This is a genomic window from Thioclava sp. DLFJ5-1 (assembly GCF_002020115.1).
Taxonomy (GTDB): Bacteria; Pseudomonadota; Alphaproteobacteria; order Rhodobacterales; family Rhodobacteraceae; genus Thioclava; species Thioclava sediminum.
The window spans coordinates 395,112-419,237 of sequence record NZ_MPZU01000002.1 but is presented as its reverse complement, the minus strand read 5'-3'; the positions used below and the strand labels follow the sequence as shown (position 1 = coordinate 419,237).

23 protein-coding genes are annotated in these 24,126 nt (G+C 62.8%); 19 read left to right on the top strand and 4 right to left on the bottom strand.

Translation table 11 applies throughout. The features are described 5' to 3' along the window. Positions 1-101: 101 nt before the first annotated feature. Together BMI86_RS09335 and BMI86_RS09330 are read right to left on the bottom strand one after the other, a co-directional pair. Complete coding sequence (locus BMI86_RS09335) at positions 102-1,073, bottom strand: quinone oxidoreductase (protein ID WP_078540942.1); 972 nt, start codon at positions 1,071-1,073, stop codon at positions 102-104. 47 nt (positions 1,074-1,120) lie between these two features. Next, positions 1,121-2,050, bottom strand: a complete 930-nt coding sequence (locus BMI86_RS09330) for a LysR family regulator CbbR (RefSeq protein ID WP_078540940.1) — start codon at positions 2,048-2,050, stop codon at positions 1,121-1,123. 107 nt (positions 2,051-2,157) lie between these two features. On the opposite strand from BMI86_RS09330, the gene BMI86_RS09325 reads away from it, so the two are divergent. From BMI86_RS09325 to BMI86_RS09235, 19 genes are all read left to right on the top strand, one after another. After that, complete coding sequence (locus BMI86_RS09325; protein WP_078540938.1) at positions 2,158-3,153, top strand: class 1 fructose-bisphosphatase; 996 nt, start codon at positions 2,158-2,160, stop codon at positions 3,151-3,153. A 3-nt stretch (positions 3,154-3,156) separates the two neighbouring features. Then, on the top strand, positions 3,157-4,029 hold the full coding sequence (locus BMI86_RS09320) for a phosphoribulokinase (protein WP_078520678.1): 873 nt from the start codon (positions 3,157-3,159) through the stop codon (positions 4,027-4,029). Positions 4,030-4,046: 17 nt separating this feature from the next. After that, entirely contained in the window at positions 4,047-6,020 is a 1,974-nt protein-coding gene (tkt, locus tag BMI86_RS09315) for a transketolase (RefSeq protein WP_078541379.1), read from the top strand. A gap of 13 nt (positions 6,021-6,033) precedes the next feature. Next, positions 6,034-7,035 (top strand): type I glyceraldehyde-3-phosphate dehydrogenase, encoded by a 1,002-nt coding sequence (gap, locus tag BMI86_RS09310; protein WP_078540937.1) that lies wholly within the window; start codon positions 6,034-6,036, stop codon positions 7,033-7,035. A 44-nt stretch (positions 7,036-7,079) separates the two neighbouring features. Continuing rightward, a complete protein-coding gene (fba, locus tag BMI86_RS09305; RefSeq protein ID WP_078540936.1) occupies positions 7,080-8,159 on the top strand; it encodes a class II fructose-bisphosphate aldolase in 1,080 nt (359 codons plus the stop codon). Positions 8,160-8,230: 71 nt separating this feature from the next. After that, positions 8,231-9,664, top strand: coding sequence for a form I ribulose bisphosphate carboxylase large subunit (locus BMI86_RS09300; RefSeq protein ID WP_078540934.1), 1,434 nt, complete (start codon positions 8,231-8,233; stop codon positions 9,662-9,664). A 41-nt stretch (positions 9,665-9,705) separates the two neighbouring features. Continuing rightward, entirely contained in the window at positions 9,706-10,071 is a 366-nt protein-coding gene (locus tag BMI86_RS09295; RefSeq protein ID WP_078520682.1) for a ribulose bisphosphate carboxylase small subunit, read from the top strand. Between the two features lie 83 nt (positions 10,072-10,154). After that, positions 10,155-10,991 carry a CbbQ/NirQ/NorQ/GpvN family protein gene (locus BMI86_RS09290; RefSeq protein ID WP_078520683.1) on the top strand — a complete coding sequence of 279 codons (837 nt, stop codon included), beginning with the start codon at positions 10,155-10,157 and terminating at the stop codon, positions 10,989-10,991. A gap of 12 nt (positions 10,992-11,003) precedes the next feature. Continuing rightward, positions 11,004-13,331 (top strand): VWA domain-containing protein, encoded by a 2,328-nt coding sequence (locus BMI86_RS09285; RefSeq protein WP_078540932.1) that lies wholly within the window; start codon positions 11,004-11,006, stop codon positions 13,329-13,331. A gap of 15 nt (positions 13,332-13,346) precedes the next feature. Beyond that, positions 13,347-14,048 (top strand): ribulose-phosphate 3-epimerase, encoded by a 702-nt coding sequence (rpe, locus tag BMI86_RS09280; RefSeq protein ID WP_078540930.1) that lies wholly within the window; start codon positions 13,347-13,349, stop codon positions 14,046-14,048. 112 nt (positions 14,049-14,160) lie between these two features. Continuing rightward, a complete protein-coding gene (locus tag BMI86_RS09275) occupies positions 14,161-15,069 on the top strand; it encodes an MBL fold metallo-hydrolase (protein ID WP_078540928.1) in 909 nt (302 codons plus the stop codon). Positions 15,070-15,071: 2 nt separating this feature from the next. Beyond that, positions 15,072-16,028 (top strand): MBL fold metallo-hydrolase, encoded by a 957-nt coding sequence (locus BMI86_RS09270; protein WP_078540926.1) that lies wholly within the window; start codon positions 15,072-15,074, stop codon positions 16,026-16,028. An 8-nt stretch (positions 16,029-16,036) separates the two neighbouring features. After that, positions 16,037-16,591, top strand: a complete 555-nt coding sequence (locus BMI86_RS09265) for a thioredoxin family protein (protein ID WP_078540924.1) — start codon at positions 16,037-16,039, stop codon at positions 16,589-16,591. After that, positions 16,588-17,250, top strand: a complete 663-nt coding sequence (locus BMI86_RS09260; protein WP_078520689.1) for a phosphoglycolate phosphatase — start codon at positions 16,588-16,590, stop codon at positions 17,248-17,250. The genes BMI86_RS09265 and BMI86_RS09260 overlap by 4 nt, the downstream gene beginning before the upstream one ends. Beyond that, entirely contained in the window at positions 17,244-17,945 is a 702-nt protein-coding gene (locus BMI86_RS09255; RefSeq protein ID WP_078540922.1) for an HAD family hydrolase, read from the top strand. The genes BMI86_RS09260 and BMI86_RS09255 overlap by 7 nt, the downstream gene beginning before the upstream one ends. Before the next feature lie 48 nt (positions 17,946-17,993). Beyond that, positions 17,994-18,857 (top strand): MBL fold metallo-hydrolase, encoded by an 864-nt coding sequence (locus BMI86_RS09250; RefSeq protein ID WP_168173840.1) that lies wholly within the window; start codon positions 17,994-17,996, stop codon positions 18,855-18,857. Positions 18,858-18,925: 68 nt separating this feature from the next. Further along, positions 18,926-19,366 (top strand): TIGR01244 family sulfur transferase, encoded by a 441-nt coding sequence (locus tag BMI86_RS09245; protein ID WP_078540918.1) that lies wholly within the window; start codon positions 18,926-18,928, stop codon positions 19,364-19,366. Positions 19,367-19,390: 24 nt separating this feature from the next. Next, positions 19,391-21,142, top strand: coding sequence for a sulfate permease (gene sulP, locus BMI86_RS09240; RefSeq protein ID WP_078540916.1), 1,752 nt, complete (start codon positions 19,391-19,393; stop codon positions 21,140-21,142). Between the two features lie 149 nt (positions 21,143-21,291). Beyond that, positions 21,292-22,059 (top strand): LuxR family transcriptional regulator, encoded by a 768-nt coding sequence (locus BMI86_RS09235; protein WP_078520694.1) that lies wholly within the window; start codon positions 21,292-21,294, stop codon positions 22,057-22,059. 85 nt (positions 22,060-22,144) lie between these two features. Here BMI86_RS09235 and tsf read toward each other — a convergent pair whose 3' ends face one another. Both tsf and rpsB read right to left on the bottom strand, forming a co-directional pair. Continuing rightward, complete coding sequence (gene tsf / locus BMI86_RS09230) at positions 22,145-23,026, bottom strand: translation elongation factor Ts (protein ID WP_078540914.1); 882 nt, start codon at positions 23,024-23,026, stop codon at positions 22,145-22,147. Positions 23,027-23,099: 73 nt separating this feature from the next. After that, the gene (gene rpsB, locus BMI86_RS09225) at positions 23,100-23,867 is read right to left on the bottom strand and encodes a 30S ribosomal protein S2 (RefSeq protein ID WP_078540912.1); all 768 of its coding nucleotides are present in this window, start codon (positions 23,865-23,867) and stop codon (positions 23,100-23,102) included. Positions 23,868-24,126: the final 259 nt, after the last annotated feature.

Here is a 24,126-nt window from a genome sequence, read left to right as displayed (position 1 = left end):
GCCGAAAACAAAGTCGGGGGGCTGAAATCGCCCCCCGTTTTTATACCAGCGTTATACCGATAATCGGTATTATGTAAATTATTAGTGCGATTTGGCGTCCATTATGGGGTCAAAACCGTGCTCCCGACCGTTTTCCGGCCCTCCAGAGCCTCATGGGCAGCGGCGACATCCTCCAAAGAAAACGTCTGTGGCACGTCGATCTTGATCTCGCCTTTCCCAATCATCTCAAAGAGTTCTGCGGCGGAGTTGCGCAACCAGCCCGGTTGATCCGTGTGCTGGAACAAGGTCGGACGCGTCAGGAACAGCGAGTTGCGTGCCAGATCACCGATCTTGAACTGATCCGCCGGTCCGGAGCTCTGTCCGAAGCACACCAGCGTGCCGAACCGCTTGAGCACATCGAGCGACGTCATCACCGTATCCGCGCCGACCGAGTCATAGACCGCTGCGACGCCCGCGCCATCGGTGAGCCGTTTGACCTCCGCGCCGAAATCCTCGGACCGGTAATCGATCACCGCGTCATAGCCGTGCTCGAGCGCACGCGCGCATTTCTCTGGCCCGCCAGCCGTGCCGATCGCGCGCACGCCTTTGGCCTTCAGCCATTGCCCCGCAATCGAGCCGACGCCACCGGCAGCCGCATGGAAAAGCACGGTGTCACCGGACTTTACGGGATATGAGTGATGGATCAGGTAATGCACGGTCAGACCTTTGAGCATCACCGCCGCCGCGACCGCATCGGAAATATCGTCAGGGATCGGCACAACGTTTTTCGCGGCCATCACCCGGTGGCTCGCATAAGCGCCGTTGGGCTGCGTGTAGGCCACGCGTTGGCCGACCTTCAGATCGACGCCATCGCCAACCGCCTCGATGACGCCAGCCGCTTCACCGCCGGTGATCAGATCACTCTCCACGGGCCACGGATAGAGCCCGGTGCGGAAGTAAACATCGATGAAATTCAATCCGATAGCGGTATGTCTTAAAGTGACTTCGCCGGGGCCCGGCTTGGGGACCTCGATCTCGATCTTGTGGAACTGGTCGCGCCCGCCGGGGCGCGAGATTGCCATCGCATAAGCCATGTTATCCTCCCTGTTGCCGCGCAAAGGTACTGCGCGCGGCCCCGGCGTCAATCCGGGATCGGATGCGGCAGGAAGGCTCCGTTCATTTCGACGATCTCATCCCAGACGCGCAGCGCCAGTTCGCGCGGGCGTTCGCTCTCGCGGCGCACGAGGAACCAGTGGCGCATCAGCGGCAATCCCGGCGCCGGGATCAGCGCCAGGCGCCCGGTCTCCAGCTCGTCCGTCACGGTGTGGAGGCTGAGAAACGCGATGCCGAGACCCGCCATCACCGCCTGCTTGATCGTCTCGTTGCTGTCCATCTCCAGCGTGTCGTAGAGCCGCCCGTCGCCGACCCGGTCGAGCCAGCGCGACATCAGGATTCGCGTACCCGATCCTTCCTCGCGCGAGATGAAAGTCTCGCCGAAAAGCTGCTCCAGATCGTCGGCCTTGGAAATCAGCGGATGGTCCGGCGGTGCAACCAGCGCATGCGGATGCTGGCCGATCGGCTCGGCCACAACGGGCGGATGGCGCGGCGGACGGCCCATCACGGCGATGTCGAAACTGCCGCGCTCGATCCCTTCGATGATGGCCGAACGGTTGCCCACGCGCAGTGCGACCTCAATCTCGGGATGGGCGTCTTGCAGCATCTTCACCAGCCGCGGCGCGAAATATTTGCCGGTCGAGACGACGCCGAGCGTGATCCGACCCACCTGCCCGCGCGCGATGGCGCTCAAGGTCGCCTCAGCCTGCGACAAGTTGTCCTCGATCCGCAGCGCGGTTTCGCGCAGCGCCTTGCCGGCCTCGGTCAGTTCTGATCCCGCACCGTCGACGGCGCGCTGGATCAATTTCATCCCGACCGCATCTTCCAAACCCCGAATTTGCGTATGAATTGCGGGCGTTGTGAGGTTCAGGCTTTCCCCGGCTGCGGTCAGAGACCCACCCCGCGCCACCGCATCAAGCGCGCGCAATTGCTTCAGCGTTACAGCGTTCATCCGCATGTAGTTTCAATTTCCCTTAACGCATATTCCCTTTATTTAAATTTCATAAAAATTCGATCCGGGCAATGGTCTGGCTCACAAGAACATCGACTTTGGAGGAGAAGAAGATGTCCGTGAGTTTCGACGGCCTCGGTATTTCTGCCGATCTTGCCGACACCATGACCCGCCTGACCAGCGTCGGCGCCCAGCTTGCCCGCATGATTGCGCGCAACGGGCTTGAGGGAAATCTGGCGGAAGCCGCAGGCACCAACGCCGGTGGCGACGGTCAGAAGGCGCTCGACGTGATCGCGGATGAGGCCTTCATGGATGCGCTGCGCGGTGGTGAGGTGCGCCATTACGCCTCGGAAGAACAAGACGAGGTGGTCGATTTCGGGACCGGTACGCTCGCGCTTGCCATCGATCCGCTCGACGGGTCCTCGAATATCGACGTGAATGTCTCGATCGGCACGATCTTCTCGATTTTCGAGGCCGCCGAGGACATGGATGCCAGCTTCCTGCGCCCGGCCAATGAGCAGATCGCAGGCGGCTACATCATCTTCGGGCCGCAGACCGCGCTGGTCGTGACCTTCGGCAAGGGTGTGCAGCAATGGGTTCTCGAGCCCGGCAGCGACATCTGGCGCCGCGTGGCGGACCCGAAGCCCCTGCCCTCCGAGACCTCGGAATACGCGATCAACGCGTCGAACTATCGCCACTGGCCGCAGCCGATCCGCGCCTTCATCGACGATCTCGTCGCCGGCGCCGAAGGCCCGCGCGGGCGCAATTTCAACATGCGCTGGATCGCCTCTCTGGTGGCCGAAACCCATCGCATCATCTCGCGCGGCGGCGTCTTCCTCTATCCGGGCGACGACCGCGACGGCTACGAGCGCGGACGTCTGCGCCACGTCTACGAATGCGCACCGATCGCGATGCTGATCGAGCAGCTCGGCGGCGAGGCCACCGACGGCGCCGATCCCATCATGTCTGCGACGCCCGACCGGCTGCATGCCCGCACGCCCTTCGTCTTCGGCTCGGCCAGCAAGGTCGCCCGCGTCGCCGCCTATCACGACTTGCCGCAGGATGAAGCCCACGCGCTCTTCAACACCCGCGGCCTCTTCCGGAGCTAATCCATGTCCAAGAAACACCCCATCATTTCCGTCGTCGGTTCCTCCGGTGCAGGCACCTCGACGGTGAAATCGACCTTCGATCAGATCTTCCGTCGCGAAGGAATTTCCGCGGTCTCGATCGAGGGGGACGCCTTCCACCGCTACAACCGCGCCGACATGAAGGAAGAGCTGCAAAAGCGGTATGACGCGGGCGATCAGGGCTTTTCCCACTTCTCCTATGAAGCCAATGAACTCAAGGAGTTGGAGCGCGTCTTTCGCGAATATGGCGAGACCGGCAAGGGCAAGACCCGCCATTACGTCCATGACGACGCCGAGGCCGAGAAATGGGGCACGCCGCCCGGCCACTTCACCGAGTGGAGCGATTTCGAGGACGAGTCCGACCTGCTTTTCTACGAAGGCCTGCACGGCTGCGTGGTCAATGACGAGGTGAACCTCTCGGCGCTGGCGGATCTGAAGATCGGCGTGGTTCCGGTGATCAACCTCGAATGGATTCAGAAAATCCATCGCGACCGCGCCTCGCGGGGCTACACGACGGAAGCGGTCACCGACGTGATCCTGCGCCGCATGCATTCCTACGTGAACTGCATCACGCCGCAATTCACCGAGACGGATATCAACTTCCAGCGCGTGCCGGTCGTCGACACCTCGAACCCGTTCGTGGCGCGCTGGATCCCGACGGCGGATGAAAGCCTCGTGGTGATCCGCTTCAAGAACCCGCGCGGCATCGATTTCCCCTATCTCACCTCGATGATCAACGGCTCCTGGATGAGCCGCGCGAACTCGATCGTCATTCCCGGCAACCGTCAGGATCTGGCCATGCAGCTGATCCTCACCCCCCTCATCGAGCGCATCGTGCGTGAATCGAAGCGGGCTTGAGAAGGATGAACAAGGTGATGAAAGACATTCAAATCACTCAAGAAACGCGCATGGCGAATGCAATCCGTGCGCTTACGATGGATGCGGTGCAAAAGGCCAATTCGGGCCATCCCGGGATGCCGATGGGCATGGCGGATGTGGCGACCGTTCTGTTCAACCGCTTCATGAATATCGATCCCACCGCGCCGAAATGGCCCGACCGCGATCGCTTTGTTCTGTCGGCGGGCCATGGCTCGATGCTGATCTACGCGATCAACCATCTGCTGGGCTATGAAGACATGGGCATGGACCAGATCAAGGCGTTCCGCCAGCTGGGTTCGCGCACCGCTGGTCACCCTGAATACGGTCATGCCGAGGGGATCGAAGTGACCACCGGGCCGCTCGGTCAGGGCATCGCCACCGCCGTGGGCATGGCGATTGCCGAGAAGATGAAGAACGCGCGCTATGGCGCTGATCTGGTGGATCATTTCACCTATGTCATCGCGGGCGACGGCTGCCTGATGGAAGGGATCAGCCACGAGGCGATCGACCTCGCGGGGCATCTCGAACTCGGCAAGCTGATCGTGATGTGGGACGACAATTCGATCACCATCGACGGCGACACGGATCTGTCCACCTCGATGGATCAGAAGGCGCGTTTCGCCGCCGCCGGCTGGCACGTTCTCGAATGCGACGGCCATACGCCGACCGAGATCGCCGATGCGATCGAGGCCGCGCGTCAGGATCCGCGCCCCTCGATGATTGCCTGCCGCACCATCATCGGCTTCGGCGCGCCGAACAAGCAAGGCGGTCACGATGTCCACGGCGCACCGCTCGGCGACGAGGAAATCGCCGCCGCGCGCAAGCAGCTGCATTGGGATCACCCGCCCTTCGAAATCCCTGCGGCGATTTACGACGAATGGGGCCGGATCGCGTCGCGAGGCGCGCGTGCGCGGGCGGAGTGGGAACAGCGGTTGAACACCGCAACCGCCCGCGCCGAATTCATCGCTGCCGAAGAGGCCGACACCAGCCCTCTGACCGCCGCGATCGCCGCCTACAAGCGCAAGCTGTCGGAAGACAAGCCCAAGGTCGCGACCCGCAAGGCAAGCCAGATGGCGCTGGAAGTGGTCAACGCCACCCTGCCCTTCACCGTTGGCGGCTCGGCCGATCTGACCGGCTCGAACCTGACGAAATCCTCGGGCATGAAATCGATCACGCCCACGGATTTCACCGGCGACTACATCCATTACGGCATTCGCGAGCACGGCATGGCCGCCGCGATGAACGGGATCGTGCTGCATGGCGGGCTGCGCCCCTATGGCGGCACCTTCATGGCCTTCGCCGATTACTGCCGCCCCGCTATTCGTTTGTCGGCGCTGATGGGCGTGCCGACCTGCTATGTCATGACCCATGACTCGATCGGCCTCGGCGAGGACGGTCCCACCCATCAGCCGGTAGAGCATTTGGCCTCGCTCCGAGCCATTCCAAACTTGCTCATCCTCCGGCCGGCTGATGCGGTGGAGACCGCCGAGGCCTGGGAAATAGCCATGACTTCGACGGCCACGCCGACGATGATCGTGGCCTCGCGTCAGGGTCTGCCGACGGTTCGCACCGAACACACGGACGAGAACCTCACCGCCCGCGGCGCCTATCTGCTGCGTGCACCGGAAGCCCGCGACGTGACGCTGATCGCCACCGGGTCCGAAGTCGAGATCGCGATGGCGGCAGCCGACCAGCTGGCCGAGCAAGGGATCAAGGCGGCGGTCGTCTCCGCACCGTGTTTCGAACTCTTCGAGAAACAGGACGCGGCGTATCGCACCGAGGTTCTGGGCGACGCCCCGCGCGTCGGCTGCGAAGCGGCGATCCGTCAGGGCTGGGATCTCTTCCTGCGCCCCGAGGACCGCTTCGTGGGCATGACCGGTTTCGGGGCCTCGGCCCCTGCCCCGGCGCTCTACAAACACTTCAACATCACGTCCGAAGCGATTGTTTCGGATGCAAAAGAACTGATCTGAGGGACTAACGAGAATGACGGTTAAAGTTGCCATCAACGGGTTTGGACGTATCGGACGCAACGTGCTGCGCGGGATCATTGAATCGGGTCGCACCGATATCGAAGTGATCGCGATCAACGATCTGGGCCCGGTCGAAACCAACGCCCATCTGCTGCAATTCGACAGCGTCCACGGCCGCTTCCCGCAGGAGGTCACCACCGGCGAGGACTGGATCGACGCAGGCCGCGGCAAGATCAAGGTCACCGCGATCCGCGATCCCAAGGACCTGCCCTGGGGCGACGTGGACATCGCGATGGAATGCACGGGCATCTTCACCGCGCGGGAGAAAGCAGCCTTCCACCTCGAGAACGGCTCGAAGCGCGTGCTGGTTTCCGCCCCGGCGGCCGGTGCCGACAAGACCATCGTCTTCGGCGTCAATGACGGTGCGCTGACCAAGGACGATCTGGTCGTCTCGAACGCGTCCTGCACCACGAACTGCCTCTCGCCGGTCGCCAAGGCGCTCAATGACGCGATCGGGATCTCGAAAGGCTTCATGACGACGATCCACAGCTATACCGGCGACCAGCCGACGCTCGATACGATGCATTCCGACATGTATCGCGCCCGCGCCGCCGCGCTGTCGATGATCCCGACCTCGACCGGCGCTGCGAAAGCCGTGGGCCTCGTGCTGCCGGAACTCAATGGCAAGCTCGACGGCGTCGCGATCCGCGTGCCGACGCCGAATGTCTCGGTCGTCGATCTGGTCTTCGAGGCCGCGAAAGATACCACGGTGGAAGAGGTCAACGCCGCTATCCGCGCGGCGGCCGACGGCCCGATGAAAGGCATCCTCGGCTACACCGACAAACCCAATGTTTCCAGTGACTTCAACCACGACCCTCATTCATCGGTCTTCCACATGGACCAGACCAAGGTGATGGACGGCCGGATGGTGCGCATCCTCAGCTGGTACGACAACGAATGGGGCTTCTCCAACCGCATGGCCGACACCGCCGTCGCGATGGGAAAGCTCCTCTAACCGCGGTTCGAACCGTTTGGCCCACAACGTAAGGAACACCTGATATGGCATTGATTACGCTTAGACAATTGCTCGATCACGCCGCGGAGTACGGCTACGGCGTGCCGGCGTTCAACATCAACAACATGGAACAGGGTATCGCCATCATGAAGGCGGCGGCGAAATGCGACGCCCCCGTCATCATGCAAGCCTCGCGCGGTGCGCGCAGCTATGCCGGCGACATCATGCTGCGCCACATGATCCAGGCGCTGTCGGAGATGTATCCCGATATCCCGCTGTGCATGCATCAGGACCACGGCAATAACGAGGCCACCTGCCTTACCGCGATCCGCCATGGTTTCACCTCGGTGATGATGGATGGCTCGCTGAAGGAAGACATGAAGACCCCCGCCGATTGGGACTACAATGTCGCAATCACCAAGCGCGTGGCCGACATGGCCCATTGGGTCGGCGCTTCGGTCGAGGGCGAACTTGGCGTGCTCGGCAATCTCGAGACCGGCGAAGCGGCTGAGGAAGACGGCTCGGGCGCGGTTGGCAAGCTCAGCCATGACCAGCTGCTGACCGATCCCGACGAGGCGCTCGATTTCGTCAAGCTGACCAAGGTGGACGCGCTGGCGATCGCCTGCGGCACCAGCCACGGCGCCTACAAGTTCTCGCGCAAGCCTACGGGCGACATCCTCGCGATCAGCCAGATCGAGAAGATCCACGCGAAGATCCCGAATGTTCACCTCGTGATGCACGGCTCGTCCAGCGTGCCGCAATATCTGCAGGACCTGATCAACGAGTCCGGCGGCGAGATGCCCCAGACCTACGGCGTTCCGGTCGAAGAGATCGAGCGCGGCATCAAGTCGGGCGTGCGCAAGGTGAATATCGACACCGACAACCGCATGGCGCTGACGGCTCAGTTCCGCAAGGTCGCGCAGGACAAGCCGACCGAGTTCGACCCGCGCAAATTCATGATCCCCGCGATGGAAGAGATGGAAAAGCTCTGCCTCGACCGCTTCCAGCGTTTCGGCACCGCCGGGAATGCCAGCAAGATCAAGGTGATCGACCTCGACGACATGGCCAAGCGCTATGCCGACGGATCGCTCGACCCGGTGATTTCGGCTGCAAAAGCCGCCTGACACACCCGCGATCCCGGCAGTCGAGCGCCCGGGGCCGCAGATATCGGATTTAGGGAGACAAGGAGACCCCGATGAACCAGCATGCAAATCCCGGTAAATACAGCGCCGGCGTCAAAGAGTACCGTGAAACCTACTGGGAACCGAACTACACGCCGAAGGACAGCGACGTGCTCGCCGTCTTCAAGATCACGCCGCAGGCCGGTGTCCCGCGTGAGGAAGCCGCAGCCGCCGTCGCTGCGGAATCCTCGACCGGCACCTGGACCACGGTCTGGACCGACCTTCTGACCGATCTCGACTATTACAAGGGTCGCGCCTATGCGATCGAGGACGTGCCGGGCGACGACGAGAGCTACTACGCGTTCATCGCCTACCCGATGGGCCTGTTCGAGGAAGGCTCGGTCGTCAACGTCTTCACCTCGCTCGTGGGCAACGTGTTCGGCTTCAAGGCCGTCCGTGCGCTGCGTCTGGAAGACGTGCGCTTCCCGCTGTGGTTCGTGACCACCTGCGATGGCCCGCCCCACGGCATTCAGGTCGAGCGCGACAAGCTCGACAAATACGGTCGCCCCTTCCTCGGCTGCACGATCAAGCCGAAGCTGGGTCTCTCGGCGAAAAACTACGGCCGGGCGGTCTACGAGGCGCTGCGGGGCGGCCTCGACTTCACCAAGGATGACGAGAACATCAACTCGCAGCCCTTCATGCGCTGGCGCGACCGTTTCGAGTTCTGTCAGGAAGCGATCGAGAAAGCCGAGCGCGAGACCGGCGAGCGCAAGGGCCACTACCTGAACGTCACCGCGCCGAACATCGAAGAGATGTATAAGCGCGCCGAGTTCGCCAAGGAGATCGGCTCGCCGATCATCATGTCGGACTACCTGACGATGGGCTGGGCCGCGCAGGCCTCGCTGAGCCGCTGGTGCCGCGATAACGGCATGCTGCTGCACGTCCACCGCGCGATGCATGGCGTGATCGACCGCCACCCCAAGCACGGCATCAACTTCCGCGTTCTCGCGAAGATGCTGCGCCTTCTGGGCGGCGACCACCTGCACTCGGGCACCGTCGTCGGCAAGCTCGAAGGCGACCGCGAAGCGACGCTGGGCTGGATCGACCTGATGCGCGACAAATACGTCAAGGAAGACCGTTCGCGCGGCATCTTCTTCGATCAGGACTGGGGCCAGATGCCGGGCGTGCTCCCGGTGGCTTCGGGCGGCATCCACGTCTGGCACATGCCCGCGCTGGTCAACATCTTCGGCGATGACAGCTGCCTTCAGTTCGGCGGCGGCACGCTGGGCCACCCCTGGGGCAACGCAGCCGGCGCAGCGGCCAACCGCGTCGCGGTCGAGGCCTGCGTCAAGGCACGCAACGAGGGCCGCGATCTCGAGAAGGAGTCGAAAGACATCATGACCTCGGCCGCCAAGCACTCGCCCGAACTCAAGATCGCCATGGAGACGTGGAAAGAGATCAAGTTCGAGTTCGACACCGTGGACAAGCTGGACGTGGCGCACCGCTAAGGTGCGCCCCTCCCACCAACGCCTGAGAAAGGACTGACACCATGAGTGAAATGCAAGATTACGGCTCGCGTATCTCGGACCCGAACAGCCGCAAGATGGGCACCTTCTCCTATCTGCCCCAGCTCAACGACGACGAGCTGCGCAAGCAGGTGGAATACATCGTCTCGAAGGGCTGGAACCCGGCCATCGAGCATACCGAGCCCGAGAATATGCGGTCGAACTTCTGGTATATGTGGAAGCTGCCGATGTTCGGGGAAACCGATGTCGATGCGATCTTCCGCGAGATCGAGATGTGCAAGAAGGCGAACCCGGGCAACCATGTCCGCCTCGTGGGCTACGACAACTTCAAGCAGACGCAGGGCACCTCGATGGTCGTGCACCGCGCCGACATGTCGGCCTCTGCCTGATCTGAGACCGGGGCGGGCTGCCGATCGCGGCGGCCCGCCCTGCCCCATTTTTCCGGATTTTCCAGCGCGACGGAGAGCCACCCATGAGCGATATCGACCCAGACCAGTTCCGTGTGAAGACCGAGCCCTATTACCGGCCCGTCGGCAACGAGATCGAGCAATATGCCGCCGCCTATGACGTGCGCATGCCGGTGATGCTCAAGGGCCCCACGGGCTGCGGCAAGTCGCGTTTCGTCGAATATATGGCGTGGAAATTGCAGCGCCCGTTGATCACCGTCGCCTGTAACGAGGACATGACCGCCTCCGACCTGATCGGGCGGTTTCTGCTCGATATCAACGGCACGAAATGGCAGGACGGCCCGCTGACGGTCGCCGCCCGGATCGGCGCGATCTGTTACCTCGACGAGGTGGTCGAGGCCCGTCAGGACACCACCGTCGTGATCCACCCGCTGACCGACCACCGTCGCCAGCTCCCGCTGGAGAAGAAGGGCGAACTGGTCGACGCGCATCCCGATTTCCAGGTCGTGATCTCGTATAACCCCGGCTACCAGTCGATGATGAAAGACCTCAAGCAATCGACCAAGCAGCGCTTCGGCGCGATGAGCTTCGATTACCCGCAGGCCGCGACCGAGGCCGAGATCGTCAGCCACGAGGCCGGGATCGACCTGAAGACTGCCGAACGGCTCGTGCAGGTGGCCGAACGCTCGCGCAACCTCAAGGGCCACGGGCTCGATGAGGGCATGTCGACGCGCCTTCTGGTCTACGCGGGCCAGCTGATCTCGCAAAACATCCCCGCGCCCGCCGCTTGCCAGATGGCGCTGGTGGAGCCGCTGACCGACGACGCGGATATGCGTGACACGTTGCAGGCGGCCGTCCAGACCTTCTTCCCCGAGATCACCGACAGCTCGAAGGTGGCGTAAGGAGCGCGTCCGATGAAGGTCGATCTCGACGATTACGCCGCCGATCTGATCAAATCCGCGCCGGAGCTGGAGGAGACCCTCGACGGGCTCTTCCACGAGGCGGCGCGGATGATGTCGCCCGCCGGTCTGAAGGATTACATGGACGGCGCGAAGGCGATGACCTCGCTCGGCAAGGGGCCGCGCCTGCTGATCTCCTATCTCGACGAGATGCCGCAGGTCGCCAAGGAGTGCGGCGAAGACGTGATCCGCGACGTGGTGGGTGCGGTGCTGAAGCTGGCCTCGATGGTCTCGGGCGAGATTCTAGTGCTGATGCTCGACACGCTGCCCGGCGCCGCCAACCGTTTCGGCGATCCGGAGCTGCTGCGCGGCTATCTCGCGCTGCTGCATCGTTTGGCGGCCCGCGCGCCGCGCGGTCTGCGCCCGATGTTCGGTGTGCTCGAGGAACTCCTGAGCAAACTCACCCTCTCGGGTCTGCGCCGCTGGGTGGATTTCGGCGCCGAGGCCTATCGCCGCGACCTGCCGAAACAGGCGGATTACTTCGGTCTGGTAAGTGAAGACAGCCGTGCGGTGCTCAAACAGGAACGCCGCGGCACGCTCTTCATCGACAGCCAGCGCCGCTTGAACTTCTACCTCCGCGCCTTCTGGGCCCGCGACTTCTTCCTGCGCCCCTCTGCCGCCGACTTCGAAGGGTTCCGCCCCTTCATCGAGGACGGCGCGCTGCATCTGCCCGATGCCGTGGACGGGATCAACGGTGCCTCCGGCCTCGATCTCTACCGCGCGATGTGCGCCCATATGGCGGCCCATATCGTCTATTCCGATCATGGGCTGGGGCAGGAAGCGCTCAACCCCGCGCAGATATTCCTGATCGGCATGATCGAGGATGCCCGCGTCGAATATTGCGCGACGCAGGCCTTTCCGGGGCTGCGCGCGATGTTCGACCGGCTGATGCCGGACACACCGCAAGGGCAATACGAGCACGAGACGATGTATCTGCTGGAGAAGGTGGCGCGCGCGCTGAACACGACCGGCACCCGCACCGGCGATCTGGAGATCGACAATCTCGTCGAGACCTTCCACGGCGAGATCGCGGCCAATGCGCGCGAGACGATGTTCTCCTGGTCGCTGGGGGTCGAGCTGTTCAACCTACTCGCGCAGCGCCGCGCGGTGCCGTCCCTGCGCATTCTCGAATCTCTGAAAATTCCGTATCGCGACGACAACCGCTTCATCTGGTCGCTCTCGGATTACGACTGGTCGAACCAGAACGCCTACCAGCCCGCCCAAGGACAAGTGCGCAAGCGCGTGGGCCTGATGGAATTCGTCAACGAGGTCGATGTCGAGACCGCGGGCGACGATGCGCAGGAGGTCTGGGTGCTGTCGTCAGAGCTGTTCCCCTACGAGGATGAGGGCGTCAGCTATAACGAGATGGAGGGCAAGGCCCCGATCTCCGATCCGTTTCATTACGGCGAATGGGATTACAAGGTGCAGCTGATGCGCCCGTCGTGGTCGACCGTCTATGAACACCGTCCGCCGATGGGCGACCCGGACGAGATCGACACGATCCTGACCGCGCATCGCGGCATTCGGCATCGCATCAAGCAGATCGTAGACCGGCTGCGCCCGCAGGGCATCTCGCGCCAGCGGCGGCTGGAGGATGGCGACGAGCTGGATATCAACGCCGCCGTCGATGCGATGGTGATGCAGCGCATCGGGATGCAGCCCGACATGCGGATCACCATGCGCAACGTCATCAACCGGCGCGATCTGGCGGTCTGTATCCTTCTGGACCTGTCGGAAAGCACGAACGAGACCGTGCGCGGCTCGGACAAGACCGTGCTGGAGCTGACGCGCGAAGCCTCGGCGCTCGTGGCCTCGGCGATCTCGGGCATTGGCGACCCGTTCGCGATCCACGGCTTTTCCTCGGATGGTCGCCACGACGTGCAATATCAGCGCTTCAAGGATTTCGAGCAGAAGCTCGATACCGAGGCGAAGGGGCGCCTGGCGGGCATGAAAGGCGGGCTCTCGACCCGGATGGGGGCTGCGATGCGCCATGCCGCCCATCACCTGAGCCTGCGCCCCGAGGCGCATAAGCTCTTGCTGATCGTCACCGATGGCGAACCGGCCGATATCGACGAGCGCGACCCGCAATATCTGCGCATGGATGCCAAGAAGGCGGTTGCGGAACTCCAGCAGATCGGCATTAACAGCTATTGTCTGACGCTGGACCCCGAGGCCGACGCCTATGTGTCGCGCATCTTCGGGGCCAACAACTTCACCGTGATCGATCAGGTCGAGCGCCTGCCCGAGAAACTGCCGACCCTGTTCGCGCAACTGACAAAATGATCCCCGGAGGACCCCATGAGCTTTGACCGTTCCATCAAGATCGCGCCCTCGATCCTGTCGGCCGATTTCGCCAATTTCGGCGCCGAGATCCGCGCCATCGAAGATCAGGGGGCCGATTGGGTCCATGTCGACGTGATGGACGGGCATTTCGTGCCGAACCTCACCTTCGGCCCGCCCGCGGTGAAAGCCTTCCGCCCGCATGTGAAGACCTTCATGGACGTCCACCTGATGATCGCGCCGGTCGACCCCTACATCGAGGCCTATGCCGAGGCTGGCGCCGACATGATCGTGGCGCATTGGGAGGCTGGTCCGCACCCGCATCGCACGCTGCAGGCGATCAAGGCGCAGGGCGTGAAATGCGGCATCTCGCTGAACCCCGGCACGCCCGCGAACGTGATCTCGGAACTGCTCGACCTCGTCGATATGGTTCTGGTGATGAGCGTGAACCCCGGCTTCGGCGGTCAGAAATTCATCCCCTCCAGCATCAACAAGGTGCGCCAAGTGCGCGAAATGATTGGCGATCGGGACATCCACATTCAGGTGGATGGCGGTGTCGATCCAACCACCGTCGGCCCGCTGGTCGAAGCCGGCGCGGATTGCTTCGTCGCGGGCTCGGCCGTCTTCAAGGGCGGTTCGGTCGACAAACCCGAGGTCTATGGCGCGAATATGCGCGCGATCCGCGAAGCGGCTCAGGGGGCCCTCAAAGCGGCGCAATGACGAGCGGAACGACGCAGGGCGGCGCGGTCGCAAAACCGTGATCTGACCGCTTGCCCTGCCGCCGCCTCTCGTTCATATTCGTGGAATTGAATACCAGTAAGGGAGGACTGGCATGACTTTCACGCGACGCACCATTCTGCGCGGAGGGCTGGCGATGGGCGCCATGACCGCCCTTCCCCGGCTCAGCTTCGCCGCCCAGACCCTCGAAATGGGGTCGGCCCGGCTCGACACGCTGTCCGATGGCAATCTCGTCCTGCCGCTCAGCTTCGTGAGCGACAATCCCGACGCCAAGCCGATCCTCGAGAGCTACGGCATCACCGGCGACTCGGTCGAGCCGCCCTGCAATGTCACGCTCTATCGCGACGGGACCAACACGGTGCTGTTCGACGTGGGCTCGGGCAATGATTTCATGCCCTCGGCGGGCAAGCTGATGGAAGCGATGGATGCGCTCGAAGTCGCGCCCGATGACGTGACCCATGTCGTCTTCACCCACGGCCACCCGGATCACCTCTGGGGCGTGCTCGACGATTTCGACGAGCCGTTCTTCGCCAACGCCCAGCACATGATGGGCAAGGACGAGTTCGAATATTGGCTGAATCCCGAGACGCTCGACACGATCGACGACGGTCGCAAGACCTTCGCGGCAGGCGCGCTGCGGCGCCTCGAAATCCTTGAAGATCAGATCGCAACCTTCGGAGATGGCGAGGAAATCCTGCCCGGCATCATGGCGCAGATGACCCCCGGCCACACGCCCGGTCACATGTCCTTCCACGTCAAGAACGGCAACACGCAGGCCTTCATCATCGGCGATGCGATCGTGAACCACTACCTCGCCTTCGCGGCGCCGGGCATGGAGGCGGGCTCGGATCAGAACCCGGAGCTGGGTGCAACGACGCGCGTGGCGCTGCTCGATCAGCTTGCGACCGACAACCTTCCGATCATCGGCTATCACCTGCCCGAAGGTGGTCTGGGCCGGGTCGAGCGCGACGGCGACGCCTATCGCTACGTGCCGGAGGTCTGAGGGTGAAAAAACTTCTTTTGACCAGCGTCTTGGCGGGGCTTCTTCATGTAAGCCCCGCGCTCGCCTCCGAGGACGTGCCGGACATGTATCCCGGCTCGGTTCTCTATTCGAAGCCTTATGAGGTGATCCCCGGCGTCTGGACCTCGATCGGCGCGACCGCACCGCCGACCTATGAGAATGCGGGCCATAACAACAATCTCAGCTTCATCGTCACCGGCGATGGCGTTGTCGTTGTGAATTCCGGAGCGTCCTATCAACTCGCCAAGGCACTGCATGACGAGATCAAGGCGGTGACCGATCAGCCGGTGAAGCTGGTGATCAACGAGAACGGTCAGGGCCATGCGATGCTCGGCAACAATTACTGGATCGAACAGGGCGTGCCCGTGCTCGCCCATGTCGATGCGGCGGCCGAGTTCGAGCATGACGCAGGTGGCGCTTTCGAGGCGCTGAAAAATTACGGCAAGGAGACTGCCGAAGGCACCGATCCGAAACTGCCCACCGAGACCTTCGAGGACAAACGCGTCATCGAGATGGGCGACATGACCATCGAAGTGATGCATCTCGGCTCCGCGCATAGCCCCGGCGATACGCAGGTCTGGCTGCCCGAGCAGAAGTTCATGATCGCGGGCGATATCGCTTTCTCCGAACGGATGCCGCCGATCTTCTCGGGCACCTGCACGAGCTGCTGGATCGAGACCTTCGAGACCAAATTCGCACCGCTGGAGCCCGCCTTCATCATCCCCGGCCACGGCCATCCGACCAATCTCGACAAGGTCACGCGCGGCACGACCGGCTACCTGAAATATCTGCGCGGCAAGATCGGTGAGCATATCGACAATGGTGGCGATCTGACCGAGGCCTACTACGTGGATCAGAGCCCCTACAAAAACCTCGACACGTTCGAGGAACTGGCGACGAAGAACGCGGGCGTCGTCTACGAGGAAATGGAATTCGAATAGGAGGTCTCATGGCCGTCACACCCCCCGTCTGCGATTTCGGCTGGAAGGCTCCGGGCTTCACCCTGCCCGGCACCGATGGCAAGCAATACAGCTTCGATGGCATCCGTGGCCCCAAGGGCACGCTCGTGATGTTCATCTGCAACCATTGCCCCTATGTCCAGTCGATCCTCGACCGCATCCTGCGCGATGCAGCCGAGTTGCAGAAGGCGGGGATCGGGGTCGTGGCGATCTCGGCTAATGATGTCGACGACTACCCCGAGGACAGCTTCGAGAACATGGCCAAACTGGCCGCGGAGAAGGGCTTCCCCTTTCCCTATCTCTATGACGAAAGCCAGGAGGTCGCGAAGGCCTATGGTGCCGCCTGCACCCCCGATTTCTTCGGCTTCAACGCCGAGGACGGACTGCAATATCGCGGGCGTCTCGATGCCTCGACCAAGCAGGCCGCTGCGGCAGATGCCAAACGCGAGCTGTACGAGGGCATGATGATGGTCGTGGAAACCGGTGAAGGCCCGCGCGACCAGATCCCGTCGATGGGCTGCTCGATCAAGTGGAAAGCCGCATGAGCGACGCCCCTTCCGTCATCTTCGATCTCGACGGGACGCTGATCGATTCCGTGCCCGCGATCCATGCCGTCTCGAATGCCGTGCTGACCGAAATGGGCTTCGAGCCGCTCTCGCTGCCGATGATCCGCAGCTTCGTTGGCAAGGGCGTGCCCAACCTCGTGCGCCAGCTCCTCATCACTTCGGGCGAAGACCCGGACGGGCCGCTTTTCGCCCGCGTGGAGCACGCTCTGATCGCGCGCTACGAGACGGACGTCGAGGGCAACGTGCCCTATCCGAACGTGATCGCCGCGCTCGACACGCTCAAGGAGATGGGCTGCCGGATGGCAGTGTGCACCAACAAGCCCTTCGCACCCGCCGAGGCCGCTTTGCGCCATGTCGGCCTCTGGGAGTATTTCGAGCTGACTCTGGGCGGGGATTCCATGCCCACCCGCAAGCCCGAGCCGCAGATGCTGCACCATTGCCATCAGGCACTCGGCGGCGGCGCGATGATCTATGTCGGCGATAGCGAGGTCGATGCGGAAACAGCCGTTAACGCGCAGGCCCCCTTCGCCATCTATTCCGAGGGCTATCGCAAGACGCCGCTGACCGAAGTGCCCCATGACGTGGCCTTCTCGGACTGGGCGATGCTGCCCGGTCTGGTGGAGGGCTGGAAGTGGTGAGCGCGCTGATCTTCGACGTCGACGGCACGCTGGCCGAGACCGAAGAAGCGCATCGCCGCGCCTTCAACGAGACTTTCGCGGCGCGCGGCGTCGACTGGAACTGGTCGCAGGAGACCTATCGCGAACTGCTGAAGACCACCGGCGGCAAGGAGCGCATGTCGCGCCACCGCGAGGTCATGGGTTTCGGCCCCTCTGACGACGAAATCGCCGATCTGCACAAGATCAAGACCCGGCGTTATGTCGAGATCATCACCGACGGCGAGGTGCCGCTGCGCCCCGGCGTGGCCCGGCTGATCGCCAATGCGCGCGACGCGGGATTGAAGCTTGCCATCGCCACGACCACGAACCGGCCCAATGTCGATGCGCTGATCCGCGCGACGCTGGGCGCCGATCCCGATCACCTGTTCGACGCGATCGCAGCCGGAGACGAGGTGGAGACCAAGAAGCCCGCGCCCGACGTGTTCGAGCTGGCGCTGAACCGGTTGCATCTGTCGCCCGAGGCCTGCATCGCTTTTGAGGATAGCGAAATGGGTCTACAATCGGCGCAAGGGGCTGGGCTGCGCGTGCTGATAACCCCTTCGGCCTATACCGACGGGGGCGATTTTTCGACCGCGGAGTGGGTTCTTCCCGACCTCTCGCATCGCTTACCGCCCGAGATCACGGAAGGGCTGGGACAGAGTGCCGCAATTTCATAAGATTATCCCCGGCACTATCTGCTGGGCAGGTTAACGGAGGCCGCCATGATCAAACCTGACGTCAAAGCGTTTTTCGACACCGCGACTTTCACCGTCTCTTACGTGGTGAAAGATCCGGGCAGCAAATCCTGCGCCGTCGTCGATAGCGTGCTCGATTTCGACTATTCCTCGGGTCGCACGGATACCAAATCCGCCGACGAGGTCATCGCCTATGTGCAGGAAAACGGTCTTGAGGTGGAATGGATCCTCGAGAGCCACGTCCATGCCGACCACCTCTCCGCCGCGCCCTATATTCAGGAACGCGTCGGCGGCAAGATCGGTATCGGCGACCGCATTCAGGTCGTGCAGGACACGTTCGGCAAGATCTTCAACGAAGGCACCGAATTCCAGCGCGACGGCTCGCAGTTCGACAAGCTCTTCAAGGAAGGCGACACGTTCACCGTGGGCGCGCTCGAGGGCCGCGTTCTGCACACGCCGGGCCACACGCCCGCTTGCCTCACCTACGTGATCGGCGATGCGGCCTTCGTGGGCGATACGCTCTTCATGCCCGATTTCGGCACCGCGCGCTGCGACTTCCCCGGGGGCTCGGCGGAAACGCTCTATTCCTCGATCCAGAAGATCCTCACCCTGCCCGACGAGACCCGCATCTTCGTGGGCCACGACTACAAGGCTCCGGGCCGCGACGAATATGCGTGGGAAACCAGCGTGGCCGAGGAAAAGGCCCGCAACATCCATATCGGCGGCGGCAAGTCCGAGGCCGAATTCGTCAAGATGCGCACCGAGCGCGACGCGACGCTCGCGATGCCGAAGCTGATCATCCCCTCGCTGCAGGTGAACATGCGCGCGGGCCAGATGCCGCCCGCCGATGACGAGGGCAAGACGTACCTCAAAGTGCCGGTCAACGGGCTCTGAGACCATAAGCGAGCGGGCGGGCATGATCCCGCCCGTCTCCATCTAAAGGCAGGATAACAGGACAGATTATGGAACTGCGCAAACTTACCGACGAGTTTTCCGTCGCCCCGCAGATCGAACCCGAGGACGTGCCGAAGCTCGCCGAAATGGGCTTTCGCACGCTGATCATCAACCGCCCCGACGAAGAGATCGAGGACGCGGATCAGCGCTCGGACGCAATCTCGGCGCTGTGCCAGTCGCATGGCCTCACCCCCTATTACCTTCCCTATTATCCCGGCGAACTGAGCCTGGAACTGGTCGACGATTTCGCGACGATCATGGATGCCGCGGAGAAGCCCGCCTTGGGCTATTGCCGGTCGGGCACCCGCTCGTCGCATCTGTGGGGGGTGAGCCAAGCGGGGGAAATGGAGATCGACAAGATCGTCGCCACGGCGGCCGAAGCGGGCTATGACCATTCCTCGCTGGTGCCGGTGATGCAGTATTACGCCAGCCGCCGCGATCAGGCCTGATCCGCGCCTTATCCGAAGACCGAGATGCTCAAACGCTACCTGCCGATCCTCAGCTGGGGGCGCGACTACGATCGCCCAACCTTCGAGGCCGACCTGATCGCGGCTGTGATTGTGACGATCATGCTGATCCCGCAATCGCTGGCCTATTCGCTGCTGGCTGGCATGCCGCCGGAATACGGGCTTTACGCCTCGGTGCTGCCACTCTTGATCTACGCGGTCTTCGGCACCTCGCGGCCTCTCGCCGTGGGGCCTGTCGCAGTGATCTCGTTGATGACGGCGGCCGCGGTGGGCAAGGTTGCGGCGCAAGGCACGCCCGAATATATCGCCGCCGCCGTGGCGCTGGCTTTCCTGTCGGGCGTGATGCTGGTGATCATGGGCTTCCTGCGGATGGGCTTCATCACGGCCTTCCTCAGCCATCCGGTGCTCTCGGGCTTCACCTCCGCCGTCGGCATCCTGATCGCCGCGGGCCAGATGAAGCATTTCTTCGGCATCCAAGGTGAAAGCGGCGGCATCTTCGACATTCTCGGCGGGCTCTGGGCGCATCTCGACCAGACCAACGGCTACACGGTCGTCATCTCGATCCTGTCGCTGGTCTTCCTGTTCTGGGCGCGGCGCGGATTGAAACCGCGCCTGCTGAAAGCGGGTCTGCCCGAGCGGCTCGCGGCGATCCTGACCCGCGCGGCCCCCGTCTATGCCGTGGCCGCGACCATCCTGATCACCTGGCTCTTCGGTCTGGAGGGGCGCGGCGTCCGCGTGGTGGGCACCGTGCCGCTCGGTTTCCCGACGCCGAGCCTTCCCCCCGCAGATCTCGCACTCTGGAAAGAACTCTTCGTTCCGGCGCTGCTGATCGCGATCATCGGCTATGTCGAGACGATCTCCGTCGCCCAGACACTGGCCGCGAAGAAGCGCCAACGCATCGACCCCGATCAGGAATTCATCGCATTGGGCGGCGCCTCCATCGGCTCCGCGATCTCGGGGTCCTTCCCGATCACGGGCGGGTTTGCGCGCTCCGTCGTCAGTTTCGAGGCCGGAGCAACAACGCCCGCCGCCGGGGCCTTCACCGCGATCGGCGTGGCGCTCGCGACCTTCACCCTGACCCCTGCCCTCTATTACCTGCCGCAAGCGACGCTCGCCGCCACGATCTTCGTCTCGGTGCTGACGCTGGTCGATACCAAAGCGCTCAAGCGCACGTTCAAATACGCACCGCGCGAAGGCATCGGCATGGCGCTGACCGTGCTGGTCACGCTGATCTGGGGCGTCGAGGACGGCATCGCCTTCGGCGTCATCCTCTCGATCGCGCTGCGGCTGTGGGCCAGTTCGCGCCCGCATGTGGCAGAACTGGGTCAGGTTCCCGGCACCGAGCATTTCCGCAATGTCCAACGCCACCGCGTCAGCTGCGCGCCGGGCATCCTCAGCCTGCGCATCGACGAGAGCCTGTGGTTCCCGAATGCCCGCTTCGTCGAGGAGATGATCTACGACCGCATCGCGAGCGACGAGTCGATCAAGCATGTCGTGCTGAACTGCCCTGCGATCAACCATATCGACATGTCCGCGCTCGAGGCGCTGGAAGAGGTGAACGACCAGCTCAATGACGCCGGCGTGCGCCTGCACCTGTCCGAAGTGAAGGGTCCGGTGATGGACCGGCTCACGCGCTCGGACCTGATCACGCATCTGACCGGGCAGATCTACCTCACCCATTACGATGCGCTGGCGACCCTTGCCCCCGAGACCACCCAAGGTTGCGCGCACGAGAGCCGCATCGAGACCCATCGCTAAAGCGTTTCACCACCTAGATCGGCGCCCATGCGGGTTGCCATAACGCCCAGAAAATAGGACATTCGGATATATCTTCCGGAGCGGAGAATTCGCGCGCTGGAATAGTAGTAACGAGCTACGCGACCTACCTAATTGTGAGGTGAAACGCGATGTTATCCTTTTGCGAGGCAGTCTTACGCGCGAAATCGGTGCAGGAGATCTGGTCACGTCACTGCCAAGAAATGGAACGCTACGGGTTCCATCGTTTGATCTATGGCTTCACAAGTTTCCGAAAGGGCAACAATTTCGGCCACGAAGACGATTTGTTGATCCTATCGAACCACCCGAAGGAATATCTCGATATTTTTGTCGGGGAGGGAAAATACCGCAACGCCCCGATGGTTCAGTGGGCAGCGCAGAACGACGGACCCTGCTCGTGGCGCGTGGTGGCAGACCGTGCGATGCGGGGCGAGCTCACTCCGGGCGAAATCGAAGTCATCGAAATCAACCACCGCTTCGGAATCCGTACGGGCTACTCGATCGGCTTTTCCGATCCGCTCTCCTACGCGCGTGGTGCGATCGGCCTCGTGGGGCGGCCGGGGTTGAGCCAGGACGAGATCGACCGCATCTGGCGCGAGAACGAGCGCGAGTTGATGGTGATGAACAGCCTCGTGCATCTGCGCATCTCCACCATGCCCTATTCCACCGGACGCCGCCCGCTGACGGATCGGCAGCGCGAAGTGCTCGAATGGGTGGCCGAGGGCAAGACGACCGCCGATATCGCGATCATCATGGGGCTGACGCCATCCACGGTGGAGAAACACCTGAGGCTGGCGCGCGAAGCGCTCGATGTCGACACCACCGCGCAGGCGGTGATGAAAGCATCTGTGCAAAAGCAGATCTTCCTCAATGCCTCGCATGCGGCAGCCGCGCGTTAGGATCGCCGCGCAACACTCTGCTATAATACGAAAAACGCCGCCCCGATCAGGGCGGCGTTTCTAATTTCAAAGAAGAGGCGCGGGCTTAGTTGCCAGCTGCGGTTTTCGCCACTTCGGCAGCGAAATCTTCTTCTTTCTTCTCGATGCCTTCGCCGACTTCCATCCGGACGAAACCGGTGATTTCGACGCCAGCTTCTTTCGCAGCCTGACCGACGGTGAGGTCGGGATTGACGACGAATTGCTGGTTCAGCAGCGTGACTTCCGCGGTGAATTTCTTCATGCGGCCTTCGATCATCTTCTCGATCACCTGCTCGGGCTTGCCCGATTCACGTGCGATGTCGATCTGAACCTGCTTTTCCTTCTCGAGGACCGAGGGGTCGAGATCGGCTTCCGACAGCGCGGCCGGGTTGGTCGCGGCGATGTGCATCGCGATCTGCTTGCCGATGCCGTTGTCGTCGCCCTTCAGCGCGACGAGCACACCGATCTTGCCCATACCGTCGGCGGCGGCGTTGTGCACGTAATGCACCAGCGTGTCGCCTTCGAGGATGTGCATGCGGCGCAGGTTCATGTTCTCGCCGATACGCGCGATGGCGTCGGTGATCACGTCTTCGACCTTCTTGCCGTTGAGATGGGCGGTCTTGACGACCTCGACATCTTCACCGGTTTCCAGCGCGACTTCCGCGATGTCGGAGACGAGCTTCTGGAAATCGGCGTTCTTCGCGACGAAGTCGGTTTCCGAGTTCATCTCGATCGCGACGCCCTTGCCGTTATTCACGGCGACGGCGACGAGACCTTCAGCCGCGACGCGGCCGGATTTCTTCGCGGCTTTCGCGAGGCCCTTGGTGCGCAGCCAGTCAACGGCGGCGTCCATGTCGCCATCGGTCTCGGTCAGCGCTTTTTTCGCGTCCATCATGCCTGCGCCGGTTGCTTCGCGCAGTTCCTTCACCTGAGCGGCGGTAATCGCCATGGTCGGATCTCCTTCAAGAACTCTGCGAGGGCGGGATAGCCCGCCCTCATGTCATCTGGGTGACGGTCGTGGCTTACTGAGCCTCAGCTTCGGTCAGCGCCTCTTCGACCGGGGTCTCGGTCAGGGCACCGACGTCCACGCCTGCGGCGCCCATCTGGGCCGACATGCCGTCGAGAGCTGCGCGCGAAGCGAGGTCGCAATAGAGCGCGATGGCGCGCGCCGCGTCATCGTTGCCCGGGATCACGTAGTCCACGCCGTTCGGCGGGCAGTTGGTGTCGACCACGGCCACGACCGGAATGCCGAGCTTCTTGGCTTCCGCGATGGCGAGGTCTTCCTTGTTCACGTCGATCACGAACAGCAGGTCCGGCAGACCGCCCATTTCGCGGATACCACCGAGCGACGCCTGAAGCTTCGCCTGGTCACGCTCCATGCCGAGACGCTCTTTCTTGGTCAGGCCTTCAGCGCCTTCCGCGAGCTTCTCGTCGATCTCGTTGAGACGCTTGATCGACTGGGAGACGGTCTTCCAGTTGGTCAGCGTGCCGCCGAGCCAGCGGTGGTTCATGTAATACTGTGCGCATTTCTCAGCGGCTTCAGCGATCGGGCGAGCAGCCTGACGCTTGGTGCCGACGAAGAGAACGCGGCCGTTTTTCGCAACGGTGTCGCGGATGACCTGCAGAGCCTGATCGAGCATCGGAACGGTCTGCGTCAGATCGATGATGTGGATGCCGTTACGCTCGCCATAGATGTACTGACCCATACGGGGGTTCCAACGCTGCGTCTGGTGGCCAAAGTGAACGCCAGCTTCCAAGAGCTGACGCAGGGAGAATTCAGGAAGCGCCATGTCCAATTCCTTTTCCGGTTTGCGCCTGAGCGGAGGGTCTCAGGGCTGATGCCCCAACCGGTGGACCTTTGAGGATGTCTCCCTCATTGGCCCGCCTCCGCCTGTGAAGTGCGCGCGATATAGACCCATCGCGCAGGCTTGGCAACCCCTACCGGTCACGGGCGTCCCCGGGAAAACCAAGGCGCGCGCGCCTGCTTCGGCTTGGTGAAAATATCCCGGGGGTGAGGCGGGCTCAGCGGCCTTCCTGTGGAAGGACGCC